The following is a 13,368-nucleotide window of genomic DNA, read 5'->3' as shown; positions in this document are numbered from 1 at the left end:
CCGGCCCCGGCCCCGCCCCGCCGTCCGCGGGGTCGGGGGCCCCCCCGCCCCGGTGGGCGGCGGCCGGGGCCCCCGGCTGTTCTCGGCCACGGGGCCGGTCAGGTCACAGAAAGGTCTCTTACGGGGTACTGACTCAGCCTTGGTGATGTGGCTAACATCACGCCAGCGCGGCGATGTTGCCGCGTCGTTACGGAGGTGCGACGTGCTGCCAGTACGGGGACGAGACGGCCGTGCCACCAGGGCTGTGCACATCCTGCGCATCCGCACCGCGTGGACACCCGTGGGGGACGGCGAGTTCTACTGCCCCGGCTGCGGAGGCGACCGCAACTACCAACGGCTCACCGGCCGCCGCAGGCTCACCCTGCTCGGCGTCCCCCTGCTGCCGCGCGGCACCGCGGGCCCGGTCGTGGAGTGCGCCGCCTGCCGCCACCACTACGGCACCGACGTCCTCGACCACCCCACCACCCGCCGCTTCTCCGCGATGCTCCGCGACGCCGTGCACACCGTCGCCCTCGCCGTGCTCGCCGCGGGCGGCACCTCCTCCCGTACGGCCCTGGAGACGGCCGCGGCAGCGGTGCGCGCCGCCGGCTTCGACGGCTGCACCGAGGAACAGCTGGCCGCCCTGGTCGAGGCCCTCGCCGCCGACACCGGCCGGGTCCTCGGCGCGGAGTGCGGCACCAGCCTGACCATAGAGCTGCACGAGGCCCTGGACCCGCTCGCCCCGCACCTCGCCCCGGCCGGCCGCGAGTCCCTCCTCCTCCAGGCCGCCCGCATCGCCCTCGCCGACGGCCCCTACACTCCCGCCGAACGCGACGCCCTCACCACGGTGGGCGCGGCCCTCACCATCTGCGCCCCCGACGTGACCCGCCTGCTGGCAGCGGCGCGGACGCCGTCCTGATACTCCCCCGGGAGTAACGGCGCGCCCCGGTCACCCCCGGCAGTAGCGCCGAACTCGCCTTCAGGCCCGACGAACGGCGTCCCTTTCGCCGGAAGTCTGGAAGCCGTATCCAGACATCCGCTGCGGAGGGGAGGCCCGATTTCCATGGGGGCCGCGAAGACACGAAAAGGCCGGGGGCTGCCCTGGCTGGTGGTCGGGCTGTGGGCGGTGCTGCTGGCCGTCGCCGGGCCGTTCGCCGCCCAGCTGGCCGACGTCCAGCACGACCGGGCCACCGACTACCTGCCGGCGTCCGCCGACTCCACCCAGGCCGCCAAGCTGCAGGACCGGCTGCCCGGCGGCCAGAGCACCGAGCTGGTCCTCGTCTACCACCGGTCCACCGGTCTCACCGCCGCCGACCGGACCACGGCACGGACCCAGGTCGCCGAGATCGCCCACCGGCACCCTCTGTCCGGAAGCACCCCGCACGGCATCCCGTCCGCCGACGGCACCACCCTCATCTACCCGGTCACCAGCAACGAGCCCGGCACGGACGAGAAGAAGCGGAACACCTTCGTCGACGACGTCCGCCAAGTCGCGCATGACCAGGGTGGGTTGAGCGTGCAGGTGGGCGGTGCGGCCGCGCTCGCCACCGACGCCTCCGGGGTGTACGCCTCGCTCGGCGGACCCCTGCTCTACACCACGGTCGCCGTCGTCGCGCTCCTGCTCGTCCTCATCTACCGCAGCCCCCTGCTGTGGCTGGTCCCGCTCCTCGTCGCCGGTCTCTCCGACTTCCTCGCCCGCGCCGCCGCCTACGGCCTCAACCAGGCCTTCGGCACCACCGTCTCCGGTCAGAGCGCCGGCATCATGACCATCCTCGTCTTCGGCGCCGGCACCGACTACGCCCTGCTCCTCGTCTCCCGTTACCGCGAGGAACTCCGCCGGCACGAGCGCCCGTACGACGCGATGCGCGCCGCCCTGCGCGGCTGCGGGCCCGCCGTCCTCGCCTCCTCCGGCACGGTCGCCGCCGGACTGCTCTGCCTGCTCGCCGCCGACCTCAACTCCAGCCGGGGCATGGGGCCGCTCGGCACGGTCGGCGTGCTGTGCGCGCTCGCCGCGATGCTCACCCTGCTCCCCGCCGTCCTCGTCCTGCTCGGCCGCCGCGTCTTCTGGCCGCTTCTCCCGGCGTACGGCAGCGAGCCCAAGGCCCGCCGGTCCCTGTTCGCGGCGATGGGCTCCTCGGCCGGACGCCGCCCGCTGACCGTCCTCGCCTCCGGCGCCGTCCTGCTCGGCGCGCTCGCGCTGGGCACCCTGAACCTGCCCGGCGCGATCAAGCAGCTGGACACCTTCGTGCACCGGCCCGAGTCCGTGACCGCCATGGAAACCGTCGCCAAGGCCTACCCGGAGCGGTCCGCGCAGCCCATCGACATCATGACCCCGGCATGGCGGGCCGACGCGAGCCTCGCCGTCGTCAAGGGCACCAGGGGAGTGGCGGACGCCCGCGAGGGCCGTACCGGCGGCGGCTGGACCGAGATCACGGTGACCGCGTCCGCCCCGCCCCAGTCCGCCGCCGAGACCGCCACCATCGAGGCGCTCCGGCACCGGCTGCCCGGCTCCCACGTCGGCGGGCCCAGCGCCCAGCAGCTCGACCTGAAGGACACAGGCGCCCGCGACCGTCTCGTGGTCGTCCCGATCGTGCTGCTGTCCGTGCTGCTGATCCTGGTCGTCCTGCTGCGCTCCCTGGTCGCCCCGCTGCTCCTCGTCGCGGCCGTCGTCGCCGTGTGGGGCGCCGCCCTCGGCCTCGGCGGGCTCGCCTTCGGGCCCCTGTTCGGCTTCCCCGGCACCGACCCCGGCCTCGGCCTGCTGTCCTTCGTCTTCCTGGTCGCCCTCGGCGTCGACTACGGCATCTTCCTGATGCACCGGATGCGGGAGGAGTCGGTCAAGGGCGCCGAACCGGCGGCAGCCGCCCTCACCGCCCTGCGCACCACCGGCGGGGTCATCGCCTCCGCCGGACTGGTGCTCGCGGCCACCTTCGCGGTGCTGACCAACATGGGCCTGGTGCCGCTGGTCGAGCTGGGCTTCGTCATCGCCGTCGGCGTCCTGCTGGACACCTTCCTCGTCCGCACCTACCTGGTGACCAGCGCGAGCGTCGCGCTCGGGCACAGGGTGTGGTGGCCGGGCCGGCTGTCCCGTCCGGCACCGGACGCCGACCGGACACCGGAGCCGGTGAACGCGTAGCGGAAGATGAATCCCGTGCAGGCAACCGTCACGAACCCCGTGCAGGCCACCATCGCCGCGTCCCGGCCCGGCCGGACCCTCGCGTCCCTGGATCCCCTGCGGCAGGACGCGCTCCTGGCCGCCGCGCTCGCCGCGCTCGCCTCCGCCATCGCCGTCACCGTCGGCAGCGGCCGGCACCCGGACGCGCTCGGCTGGGCCCTGCTGCTCGGCCTGCACGTGCCGCTGGCCTGGCGCCGGAGGGCCCCGCTCACCGTGCTGGCCGTCATGATCACGCTGATCGCGACCTACCACCAGCTGGACTACAACCACTCGGCGCCCACCGCCGCCTCGATGGTCGTCCTCTACACGGTGGCGGTGACCCACGGCCCCCGGCGCACGGCCTTCGTCGGCGCCGCCGTCGTCATGCTGATGCTGCTGCTGAAGATCCGCCACGGCATGGCCGGGGTCCAGGTGAGCTTCCAGATCACCGGCTGGATCGTCTCCATGCTGGTCCTCGGCGGGTACCTCCGCGTCCACCGGGAGAACGCCGCCGCCGCCGTGGAACGCGCCGAACGCGCCGAGCGCACCCGCGAGGAGGAGGCCCGGCGCCGGGTCGCCGAGGAACGCCTGCGCGTCGCCCGCGACCTGCACGACCTGCTCGCCCACACCATCACCCTCATCGGCGTGCAGACCTCGGTCGCCGCGCACGTCCTGGAGGCCGACCCCGAACGCCTGGACCGTACGGCCGTCGCGAAGGCCCTCGACGACATCGCCGAGACCTGCCGCACGGCCCGCGGCGAACTCCGTACGACCCTGGAGGTGCTGCGCGACCCCGGCACCCCGGACGCCCGCGGCCCGCTGCCCGGCCTCGAGGGCCTCGCCGAACTCGCGAAGTCGGCGGCCGCCCGGGTGGAGCTGACCGTGCGGGCCGACGGGGTGCCGCCGGCCGTCGGCGCCGCCGCCTACCGGATCGTGCAGGAGGCGCTCACCAACGCGGTACGGCACGGCGGCCGGGCCGACCTGACCGTGCGCGTGGGCGTGTACGAGGAGCGGGGCGCCCTGCGCGTCCGGGTCACCGACGACGGTGCGGGCGGCGCCGGTGATGGTCCGCCCGGCTTCGGGCTCGTCGGGATGCGGGAGCGGGCCCGCAGCGTCGGCGGCACGGTCGACGCCGGACCGCGCGCCGACGGCCGGGGCTACGAGGTGAGCGCCGTACTGCCGCTGGGGGAGAAACCGGGGGACCGGAGATGATCCGGGTACTGCTCGCCGACGACCAGACCCTGGTGCGGGCCGCGTTCGCGATGCTCGTGGAGTCGGCGCCGGACATGGAGGTCGTCGGGCAGGCCGGCACCGGCCGCGCGGCCGTCGACCTCGCCCGCGCCGAGCGCGCCGACGTGGTGCTGATGGACATCCGCATGCCCGGCCTCGACGGCATCGAGGCGACCCGGCTGATCGCCGCCGACGAGGACCTCGCCGGGGTCAGGGTCCTGGTGCTCACCACCTACGACACCGACGAGCACGTGGTGGAGGCGCTGCGCGCCGGTGCCTCCGGATTCCTGGTGAAGGACACCCGTCCGGCCGACCTCCTCGACGCGATCCGCACGGTCGCGGCGGGCGAGGCACTGCTCTCACCGGGGCCCACGGCACGCCTGATCGAGCGGTTCCTGCGCAGCCCGTCCGCCCCCGCCACGGGCGGCCCCGAGTGCCTGTCGGACCGGGAGCGCGAGGTGCTGACCCTGGTCGCGCGCGGCCTCAACAACGCCGAGATCGCCGAGGTATTGGGGCTGAGCCCGCTCACCGCCAAGACCCACGTCAGCCGGATCATGGGCAAGCTCGGCGCCCGGGACCGCGCCCAGCTGGTGATCGTCGGCTACGAGTCGGGGCTGGTGATTCCTGGGAGCATGGGCGGGTGACACCGAAGAGCCGCACCCTGCTCACCGCCCTCGCGCTCCTCACCTCGCTCACCGCCTGCCTCTCCACGGCGGCCTCCGCCCGGGCGACGCCCATGACCGGTGGGACGGCACGAGAGACACCCGCCCGCGCCACGTCCGCACACGCCCGCCACGGACAAGCCAACCCCCGCTGCGTCTCCTCGGTGCCGTACGTCTCCGGTCAGGGCGGCTACGCCGCCTACCGGATCCCCGCGATCGTGCGGACCCTCCCCCACGCCCGAAGCGACTCGCGCGGGAAGACCCCCACCGGCACCCTGCTGGCCTTCGCCGAGGGGCGGCGGGACGGCGTCGGCGACAGCGGTGACATCGATGTCGTCCTGCGCCGCTCCACCGACGGCGGCTGCACCTGGGGCCCGCTGACCGTCGTGGCCGCCGGAGACGGCGACACCCGGGGCAACCCGGCGCCGGTGGTGGACCCGCGCACCGGTGCCGTCGTCCTGGTGACCTGCGCCAACAGCGGGAGGGCGACGGAGGGACAGATCCAGCAGGGTGCGGCGGACCGCCGGGTGTTCGTGCAGCGCAGCTGGGACGACGGCCGGCACTTCACACCCCCGGCGGACATCACGGCCCAGGTGAAGCGGCCCGGCTGGCGCTGGTACGCCACCGGGCCCGGCCACGCCGTCGCCCTCACCCGGGGCCCGCACGCCGGCCGCCTGCTCGTCCCCGCCAACCACTCCGTCGCCCCGCCCGCCGGTTCCTCCGGCCGCGGGGCCCGGTACGACGGCGGGCACGCGCTCTACAGCGACGACGGCGGCCGCACCTGGCACCTCGGCTTCGTGACCGACACCCGCGACGGCGTGACCAACGTCAACGAGACGACCGCCGCCCAACTCCCGGACGGCAGGCTCTACTTCAACGCCCGCGACCAGTACGGCACCGCCCCCGGCAACCGCCTCGACACCTACTCCGGCGACGGCGGCACCACCCTCGACCGCCCCTACGCCGTCCAGCCCACCCTGAACGACGTCCCGGTCGTCCAGGGCAGCCTCCTCCAACTCACCGGCCGCAAAGCCCCGTTGCTGTTCTCCGGTCCCTCCGTGCCGACCGCCCGCCGCGCCCTGGCGATCTGGTCCAGCACGGACTGCGGCCACACCTTCACCAGGCTGCTCACCCTCTCGGACCGCCCGGCCGCCTACTCCGACCTGGTCCAGCTCGGCCAGGACACGATCGGCGTGCTGTACGAGACGGGCACCACCCACAGCTACGACACCCTGGAGTTCCGCAGACTGACCCTGACCTGAGCCGGAAGGGACTACAGCAACCCCGCCGCCGCCAGGAACTTGCCGACCCTCTCGGCCTCCTCCCCGGACAACGGCACCTGCGGCTCCGCCGTCACCGGGCAGTCGATGACGCCCCGCAGGTGCAGCGCGGCCTTGAACGCGCCCAGCGCCGACGAGCTGCCGCCCATCCGCGCCGGATCCCCGACCGTGACCATCCCGAACAGCGCGCACAGCCGTTCCTGCTCCGCCCGCGCCCCCTCCCAGTCGCCGGCGCGGCACATCCGGTACAGCCGGACGTACCCGTGCGGGTCGACGTTGGCCAGCCCCGGCACCGCCCCGTCGGCACCCAGCGCCAGCGCGGAGTCCACGATGAGCTCGGAGCCGGTCAGCACGCTGAACCCGGGGTGCGCGCGGGAGCCGGTGACGATCTCGCGGAAGGCGGCCAGGTCCCCGCTGGAGTCCTTGATCCCGGCCAGTACCCGGTCGGCGGCCAGACCCAGCACCACCTCGGCGGGGAGCTTGGTGTGCACGGCGACGGGGATGTCGTAGGCGATGACCGGCACCGCGGACGCGGCGGCGATCCGGCGGTAGTGGTGGACGATCTCGGAGCGGTGGGTGCGGGCGTAGAAGGGGGCGGTGACGACCACCGCCTCCGCTCCGGCCGCCGTCACCGCCGCGACGTGGTCCAGGACGCGCGGCGTGGTCATGTCGATGGCGCCGGCCAGGACCGGCAACTGGCCGCCCACGTGCGCCACGACCGCCTCCACGACCTGCCTGCGCTGCCGGTCGGTGAGGAACGCGGCCTCGGACGTGGACCCGAGCAGGAACAGCCCGTGCACCCCGCCCTCCACCAGGTGGTCGACCAGCCTGAGCAGCGAGCGGACGTCCACCTCGCGCTCCGGTGTCAGGGGCGTGCAGACGGGCGGGACGACACCGGTGAGCGGGGTGGGGAAGGGCATGTCAGGGCTCCTGGCGTGCTAGGTCGCGGGTCGATTCCTCCTCCTCGACAGGATGGTGGCACCGGTAGCGGTGTCCGGGCCGCGACGCGGCCGAGAAGTCCGGCATCACCTCGGCACACAACCCGTCCGCCTTCCAGCAGCGGGTGCGGAACGGGCAGCCGCCGGGCGGCCGGGTCGCCGAGGGCACCGGACCGGTCAGCGGGATCGGGTCGAGGGGATCCAGCAGGCCGGGCGTGGCCGAGAACAGGGCACGGGTGTACGGGTGCCGGGCGGCGTCGGTGACCCGGCCGGCCGGGGTCTCCTCCACGATCCGGCCCAGGTACATGGTGATCACCCGGTCGCTCATCCGCCGTACCGTCTGGATGTCGTGCGAGACGAACACCAGGGCCAGACCGAGGCGCTCCTTCAGGTCCAGCAGGAGGTTCAGGATCTGCGCGCGGACCGACACGTCCAGGGCGCTGGTCGGCTCGTCGGCGACCACCAGCGCCGGGTCCAGGGCGAGGGCGCGGGCGATGGCGACGCGCTGCCGCTGCCCGCCGGAGAGCTGTCCGGGCAGCGCGTCGGCCAGCGCCCGGGGCAGCCCGACCAGGCCCATCAACTCCCTCACCCGGTCCTCCCGTTCGGCCCGCGTGCCCCGCTGGTGCACATCCAGCGGGTCGCGCAGGATCCGCCGTACGGTGAGCCTCCGGTTGAGCGCGGTCGACGGGTCCTGGAAGACCATCCCGACGCCCGCGCCGACGGTGGCCCGGCGCTCGGCGGGCGGCATCCTCCACAGGTCCCGGCCCCGGAACGCCACCGTTCCGGACGTCGGCCGCTGGATGCCCACCAGCACCCGCGCCAGCGTCGACTTCCCGCACCCCGACTCGCCCACCACGCCCACCGTCTCCCCGGCGGCCACGGTGAGGTCGGCTCCGGTCAGGGCGTACACCCGGTCGCGGCGCAGCAGCCCGCCGCTGCGGGCCCTGTGCACGACGTGGGCGTCCCGGACGTCGATGACGGCGTTCACTGCGGAGCCTCCTCCACCGGCACGGCCGGATGATGGCAGGCGGCCGTGTGGGTGGCCGTACCGGCCAGGACGGGCGTCTGCGCGTGGCACACCTCGCTCGCCAGCGGGCAGCGGTCGGCGAAGCGGCAGCCCGCCGGGAAGTCGGCCGGGGCCGGTACGACCCCCTTGATCTGCGTGATGCGTTCCTCGGCCGACTCCAGCGAGAGCACGCTGCCGAGCAGCCCGCGCGTGTAGTGGTGGGCCGGCGCCGCCACCAGGTCGGCGGTCACCCCGCTCTCCACGATCTGCCCGCCGTACATCACCACCACCCGGTCGGTGACGTCGGCGACCAGCGCCAGGTCGTGCGAGACCAGGATCAGCGCGAACCCGAGCTCCTCGCGCAGCCGCAGCAGCAGCTCCATCACCTGGGCCTGCACGGTGACGTCCAGGGCGGTCGTCGGCTCGTCGGCGACGATCAGCCGTGGCTCGCGGGAGAGTGCCATGGCGATGAGCACGCGCTGGCGCTGCCCGCCGGACAGCTCGTGCGGACAGCTGCGCAGGGTGCGCTCGGGGTCCAGGCCGACCAGCTCCATGAGCTCGCGCGGACTGCGCCGGCCACCCCGCCGGACGAGCTGTTTCAGCTGGGCGCGGATGGTCATCGCCGGGTTCAGCGAGGACAGGGCGTCCTGGTGGACCATCGCCATCTCGTGCCCGAGCAGCCGCCGCCTGGCCCGCATCGGCTCGGCGAGCAGGTCCCGCTGCCGGAACCGCACCTGGCCGCCGATGCGCGCGCCCCTCGGCTGCAGCCCCATGACGGTCAGCGCGGTCAGCGACTTCCCGCAGCCCGACTCGCCCACCAGGCCGAGCACTTCGCCGGGGTACACCTCGAAGCCGACCCCGGCGACGATGTCCACGCCCCGGTGCCGGTCCGGGAAGCCGATGGTGAGGTTCTCCACGGCGAGCACCGGCTGCCCGCTCCGGTCGGGCAGCGACCGGGCCCGGGACCGCAGCCGCCGGGCGGCCTCGGTCAGCCCGGGGAGCGGCAGTACGTCACCGGGTTCCACCGTCTCCCACCGGTCCTCGGGTGAGGCCACCTCCCGCGCGTCCGGTGCCGCCCACGCGTCGGACACGCCCTCGGAGAGGATGTTCAGCGACAGCACGGTCAGCAGGATCAGCAGCCCGGGGAAGACGGTCGCCCACCAGCCGCCGGTCAGCACCATGTTCTTGCCGTCGGCGATGACACTGCCCCAGGACGGGTCCGGGGGCCGCACCCCGGCGCCGATGAAGGACAGCGACGCCTCGAACACGATCGCCTCGGCGACCTGGACCGTGCAGAACACCAGCACCGGGGCGGCGCAGTTGACGGCCACGTGCCGGGCCACGATGTGGGGCGTACGGGCGCCGATCACCCGTTCCGCGGTGACGTAGTCCTCGCCGTACTGGTCGAGGACGTTGGCCCGCACCACCCGCGCCACCGGCGGGATGAACAGGAAGGCGATGGCGCAGATCAGCACGCCGATCCCGCCTCCGAAGACCGCGACCAGCACGGCCGCGAGCGCGATCCCCGGGAACGCCATCACCACGTCCAGGCAGCGCATCAGCGTCTCGTCGACCGCCTTGCGGGAGGTGGCGGCCACCGCCCCGATGACGGCACCCACGGCCAGCGCGAGCGCCGTCGCCCCCAGCCCGATCGCCAGCGACCACCGGGCGCCGTACATCAGCCGGCTCAGGATGTCCCGGCCGAGGCTGTCCTGCCCGAGCCAGTGCGCGGCGGACGGATGCCCGCTGCCGCCGACCGGGTCCTGCTGGTCCAGCGGATCGTCGGGGGCAAGCAGCGGGGCGAGTACGGCGACGAGGAGGACGAGGACCAGGAAGCAGACGGCGGCCTTCGACAGCAGCGGCAGCCGGCGCCGGCCCCGCAGCCGCACGCCGCCGGGCCGGGAGAGCCGCTCGGCAAGACTGGCGCGCGTGACCATCAGCCCGTCCTCAGACGTGGGTTGACCAGCAGATACAGGATGTCGATGACGAGATTGACGACGACGAACCCGGTGGCGGTCGTCAGCACCACTCCCTGCACCACCGCCGGGTCGCCGTTCTGCACGGCGTCGATCATCAGCTTGCCCATGCCGGGCAGCGAGAAGATCGTCTCGATGACGACGGCACCGCCGAGGAGGTAACCGACCCGCAGCCCGAGCACCGTCAGCGGATTGACCAGGGCGTTGCGCAGGACGTTCCGCCCGACGACGACCCACGGCGGCAGCCCGCTCCCGATCGCGGTCCGCACATAGTCCTTGTCCAGCTCCTCCACCACCGACGTCCGCACGATCCTCGTCAGCTGGGCGGCCACCGGCAGGGAGAGGGCGAAGGCGGGCAGCGCCATGGTCCTCAGCCAGCCGGTGACCGAGTCGGCCGGGTTGATGTAGCCGCCGGTCGGGAACCAGCCGCGGTCCACCGCCAGGTACTGGATCATCAGCAGTGCCAGCCAGAAGCCGGGGGCGGCCACTCCGAGCAGCGAGACCACCCGGATGACCTGGTCCGGGATCCGGTCCCGGTACACGGCCGCCGTGACGCCGCCCGCCAGCGCCAGCACCACCGCGAGGGCGAGGCCGAGGAAGGTCAGCTGGAGGGTGAGCGGCAGCGCGGTGGTGACCTGGTCGGCCACCGGCGCCCGGGTCAGGGCACTGGTGCCGAGGTCGCCGTGGAGCAGGTCGCCGACGAAGTGGACGTACCGGACGGGCAGCGGATCGAGCAGGCCGTTGCGTTCGCGGAAGTCGTGCAGCTGCTGCGGGGTCGGGTTGGCGCCCTGGAAGAACGCGGACGCGGGATCGACGTCCGAGAACCGCATCACCAGGAACACGAACAGCACGATCCCGAGCATCAGCGGCACGAGCAGCGCGATACGGCGGAGCAGGATCCGTACGACGGCCGTCATGCCGTCAGACCCACTTGGCCTGGAGGAGATTGATGCCGGGGTAGGGCTGCGCCCTTATACCCGTGAGCTTCCGGGGATCCCAGGCGGTCATCAGCTCGTTGTGCACGACCGGGTACAGCACGGCCTGCTCGGCGACGACATCGATGTAGTCCTGGATCATCGCCTTCTTCCTCTCCGGGTCCGGCTCCCGGGTCGCCCGGTCCATGTCCGTGAAGAGCTGCCTGGCGACGGGGTCGCCGGCCCACCGGGTGTACCCCATCCACAGGTTCTGCGGCCCGTAGTTGTAATGCATGATCAGGTCGGCGTCGAGCCCGAACTGGTTCGGATTGGAGGCCGCGGCGACGACCTGGTAGTCCTGCTTCTGGTCCATCTTGGTGAACACGGCCGTGGTCTCCTGCGGCGCCAGCGTCGTCTCCACGCCGATCGCGTCCCAGGAGGACTTGATGGTCGGCAGACAGTCCACGATCCAACTGACGTTCACGGCAAGGATGTTGACCTTGAGGCCGTCGACCCCGGCGGCTTTCAGCAGGGCCTTCGCCTTCTCGGGGTCGTAGTCGTAGACGGTCCTGGCGCGCCGGTAGGCCGGGTTGCCCTCGTTGAGGAACGAGGAGGCCGGCCTGCCGTGCCCCTTCAGGGCGACCTGCACCATCTTCTCGGTGTCGATGGCGTAGTGCAGCGCCTGCCGCACCCGCACGTCGTCGAACGGCTTGTGCCGGGTGTTGAACATCAGGAACAGGTTGTTCATCCCGGCGCCACCGGCGACCTTGAGCCCGCCCTGCTCCAGCCGCGCGATGTTGGCGTAGGGGATGTTGTCGGCGATCTGCGCCCCGGCGTCGGACCCGGAGATCTTCGCGACGCGGGAAGCGGCGTCCACGATGGTCAGCCAGTTCATCCGCTTGAAGGCGGGCGGGCGGGGCCCGTTGTAGCCGGCGTACGCCTCGAAGGTGGTGTTGGACTTCGGATGGTGCGCGGTCTGCCGGTACGGCCCCGAGCCGACGGCCAGCCCCTTGATGGCGTCGTCCCAGCCGCCCGGCCTGGAGAAGACGTGCTGCGGCATGATCTTGGCGAGGGTGAGCCGGGAAAGCCCGTCGGGGAAGGGGAACCTGAGCACGAGCTCGACGGTGCGGGAGTCGACCCTGCGGACGCCGCTCAGCCAGCTCGCGAAGAACCCCTTGGCGAGGGTCTGGGTCTTCGGGTCGAGGATCCGGTCGAAGACGAACACGACGTCGTCGGCGGTGACGGGCTTGCCGTCGTGGAAGGTCGCGCCCGAGCGCAGGGTGAACCGCCAGGTGGTGGCGCCCGCGTCCTTGGGCACCTCGGTGGCGAGCGCCGGGTACGGCACCCGGGTGATCGGATCGGTGTCCAGCAGTCCTTCGTAAACATGGTGGTTGGCGGCCATGCAGAACGCCGACGCCGTCTGCGTCGGATCCCAGCTGCCGTCGTTGCCGTAGCCGATCACGGCGGTCAGCGTCCGGTCCTTGCCGCTGCCGCCGCTCCCGGTGTCGTTCGTGGACTCCGGTCCGGCTGAGCAGGCGGTCAGCGCGGGCGGCAGCCCGGCGGCCAGGGCGAGCGCGCCGACGCCGCCGAGGAAGGACCGGCGGTGTGGTGCCGGCATGTCGTGGGTCACGTCGTCACGCACGGGTCCTCCTGGCGGGGAGAGGGCAGGGAGGTACGACGTCCTACGTCCGGTGGGTCAGCGCGACCATAGGAGCGCGCCCAGGGGTGGTCAAGGGCGCATGCACGAATGGCGTAGCCGTCAGGGGCCGCACCAGTGCGGCCGAACCGGAGCGGCCCGGCAGGGAGATCCTCAGGGGGCCGGTTCCCCGTCGGTGGCGCGCCGGCGTACGAGGGTGCCGACGGCGGCGCCGATCGTGCCGCCCAGGAGCCAGCCGGCCAGGACGTCGGTCGTCCAGTGCACCCCGAGATACACGAGGGCCCACCCGGTCACCAGGTTCGCCGCGACCGCACCGGCCGACACGGTGAGCCGCCACGCCCGGCCCGGCCACCGCACCGCGAGGACGGCGGCGGCGGTGAGCCCGGCGACCAGGGCGGCGTCCGTCGACGGCATGGAGTATCCGCCCGCATGGACGAGTGCGAGGCCTGCGTCCGGGCGTGGCCGTGCGATGAGGTGCTTGAGCACCTGGGAGGCCACGACCGAGACGACGGCGGCGGCGCCCCCGGGCCCCGCCGGCGGGCGCCCGCGGCGGGGCACCCCCCCGGCCCGCCGGG

11 protein-coding genes are annotated in these 13,368 nt (G+C 73.4%); 5 read left to right on the top strand and 6 right to left on the bottom strand.

All coding sequences use genetic code 11. The features are described 5' to 3' along the window. The first annotated feature begins 202 nt into the window (after positions 1-202). From ABT288_RS46480 to ABT288_RS46460, 5 genes are all read left to right on the top strand, one after another. On the top strand, positions 203-898 hold the full coding sequence (locus ABT288_RS46480; RefSeq protein ID WP_351622118.1) for a TerB family tellurite resistance protein: 696 nt from the start codon (positions 203-205) through the stop codon (positions 896-898). Between the two features lie 144 nt (positions 899-1,042). Beyond that, positions 1,043-3,112: an MMPL family transporter gene (locus tag ABT288_RS46475; RefSeq protein WP_351622115.1), complete on the top strand. Its 2,070-nt coding sequence runs from the start codon at positions 1,043-1,045 to the stop codon at positions 3,110-3,112. A 15-nt stretch (positions 3,113-3,127) separates the two neighbouring features. Then, positions 3,128-4,342 (top strand): sensor histidine kinase, encoded by a 1,215-nt coding sequence (locus ABT288_RS46470; protein WP_351622112.1) that lies wholly within the window; start codon positions 3,128-3,130, stop codon positions 4,340-4,342. Continuing rightward, the gene (locus ABT288_RS46465; protein ID WP_351622109.1) at positions 4,339-5,004 is read left to right on the top strand and encodes a response regulator; all 666 of its coding nucleotides are present in this window, start codon (positions 4,339-4,341) and stop codon (positions 5,002-5,004) included. Before ABT288_RS46470 ends, ABT288_RS46465 begins: the two co-directional genes overlap by 4 nt. After that, positions 5,001-6,284 (top strand): sialidase family protein, encoded by a 1,284-nt coding sequence (locus ABT288_RS46460; RefSeq protein WP_351622106.1) that lies wholly within the window; start codon positions 5,001-5,003, stop codon positions 6,282-6,284. Before ABT288_RS46465 ends, ABT288_RS46460 begins: the two co-directional genes overlap by 4 nt. 11 nt (positions 6,285-6,295) lie before the next feature. Here ABT288_RS46460 and ABT288_RS46455 read toward each other — a convergent pair whose 3' ends face one another. The 6 genes from ABT288_RS46455 to ABT288_RS46430 form a co-directional block, all read right to left on the bottom strand. Beyond that, complete coding sequence (locus ABT288_RS46455) at positions 6,296-7,222, bottom strand: dihydrodipicolinate synthase family protein (RefSeq protein ID WP_351622103.1); 927 nt, start codon at positions 7,220-7,222, stop codon at positions 6,296-6,298. A 1-nt stretch (position 7,223) separates the two neighbouring features. Further along, positions 7,224-8,228: an oligopeptide/dipeptide ABC transporter ATP-binding protein gene (locus ABT288_RS46450; protein ID WP_351622100.1), complete on the bottom strand. Its 1,005-nt coding sequence runs from the start codon at positions 8,226-8,228 to the stop codon at positions 7,224-7,226. Further along, positions 8,225-10,183, bottom strand: coding sequence for a dipeptide/oligopeptide/nickel ABC transporter permease/ATP-binding protein (locus tag ABT288_RS46445; protein ID WP_351622097.1), 1,959 nt, complete (start codon positions 10,181-10,183; stop codon positions 8,225-8,227). The genes ABT288_RS46450 and ABT288_RS46445 overlap by 4 nt, the downstream gene beginning before the upstream one ends. After that, positions 10,183-11,139 (bottom strand): ABC transporter permease, encoded by a 957-nt coding sequence (locus ABT288_RS46440; protein WP_351622094.1) that lies wholly within the window; start codon positions 11,137-11,139, stop codon positions 10,183-10,185. The genes ABT288_RS46445 and ABT288_RS46440 overlap by 1 nt, the downstream gene beginning before the upstream one ends. Before the next feature lie 4 nt (positions 11,140-11,143). Continuing rightward, positions 11,144-12,754, bottom strand: a complete 1,611-nt coding sequence (locus ABT288_RS46435; RefSeq protein ID WP_351622121.1) for an ABC transporter substrate-binding protein — start codon at positions 12,752-12,754, stop codon at positions 11,144-11,146. Positions 12,755-12,946: 192 nt separating this feature from the next. Continuing rightward, on the bottom strand, positions 12,947-13,368 hold a 422-nt coding region (locus ABT288_RS46430), incomplete at its 5' end, for a phosphatase PAP2 family protein (protein WP_351622091.1).

Origin of the sequence: Streptomyces sp. NPDC001093 (assembly GCF_040298985.1) — a bacterium.
GTDB lineage: Bacteria > Actinomycetota > Actinomycetes > Streptomycetales > Streptomycetaceae > Streptomyces.
This window is presented reverse-complemented; position numbering and strand designations above follow the sequence as displayed.

Excerpts from the sequence above, each read along its gene's own strand:
- ABT288_RS46475 (WP_351622115.1), top strand. The coding sequence starts at position 1,043 with ATGGGGGCCGCGAAGACACGAAAAGGCCGGGGGCTGCCCTGGCTGGTG.
- ABT288_RS46465 (WP_351622109.1), top strand. The coding sequence starts at position 4,339 with ATGATCCGGGTACTGCTCGCCGACGACCAGACCCTGGTGCGGGCCGCG.
- ABT288_RS46455 (WP_351622103.1), bottom strand. The coding sequence starts at position 7,222 with ATGCCCTTCCCCACCCCGCTCACCGGTGTCGTCCCGCCCGTCTGCACG.
- ABT288_RS46445 (WP_351622097.1), bottom strand. The coding sequence starts at position 10,183 with ATGGTCACGCGCGCCAGTCTTGCCGAGCGGCTCTCCCGGCCCGGCGGC.
- ABT288_RS46440 (WP_351622094.1), bottom strand. The coding sequence starts at position 11,139 with ATGACGGCCGTCGTACGGATCCTGCTCCGCCGTATCGCGCTGCTCGTG.
- ABT288_RS46435 (WP_351622121.1), bottom strand. The coding sequence starts at position 12,754 with ATGCCGGCACCACACCGCCGGTCCTTCCTCGGCGGCGTCGGCGCGCTC.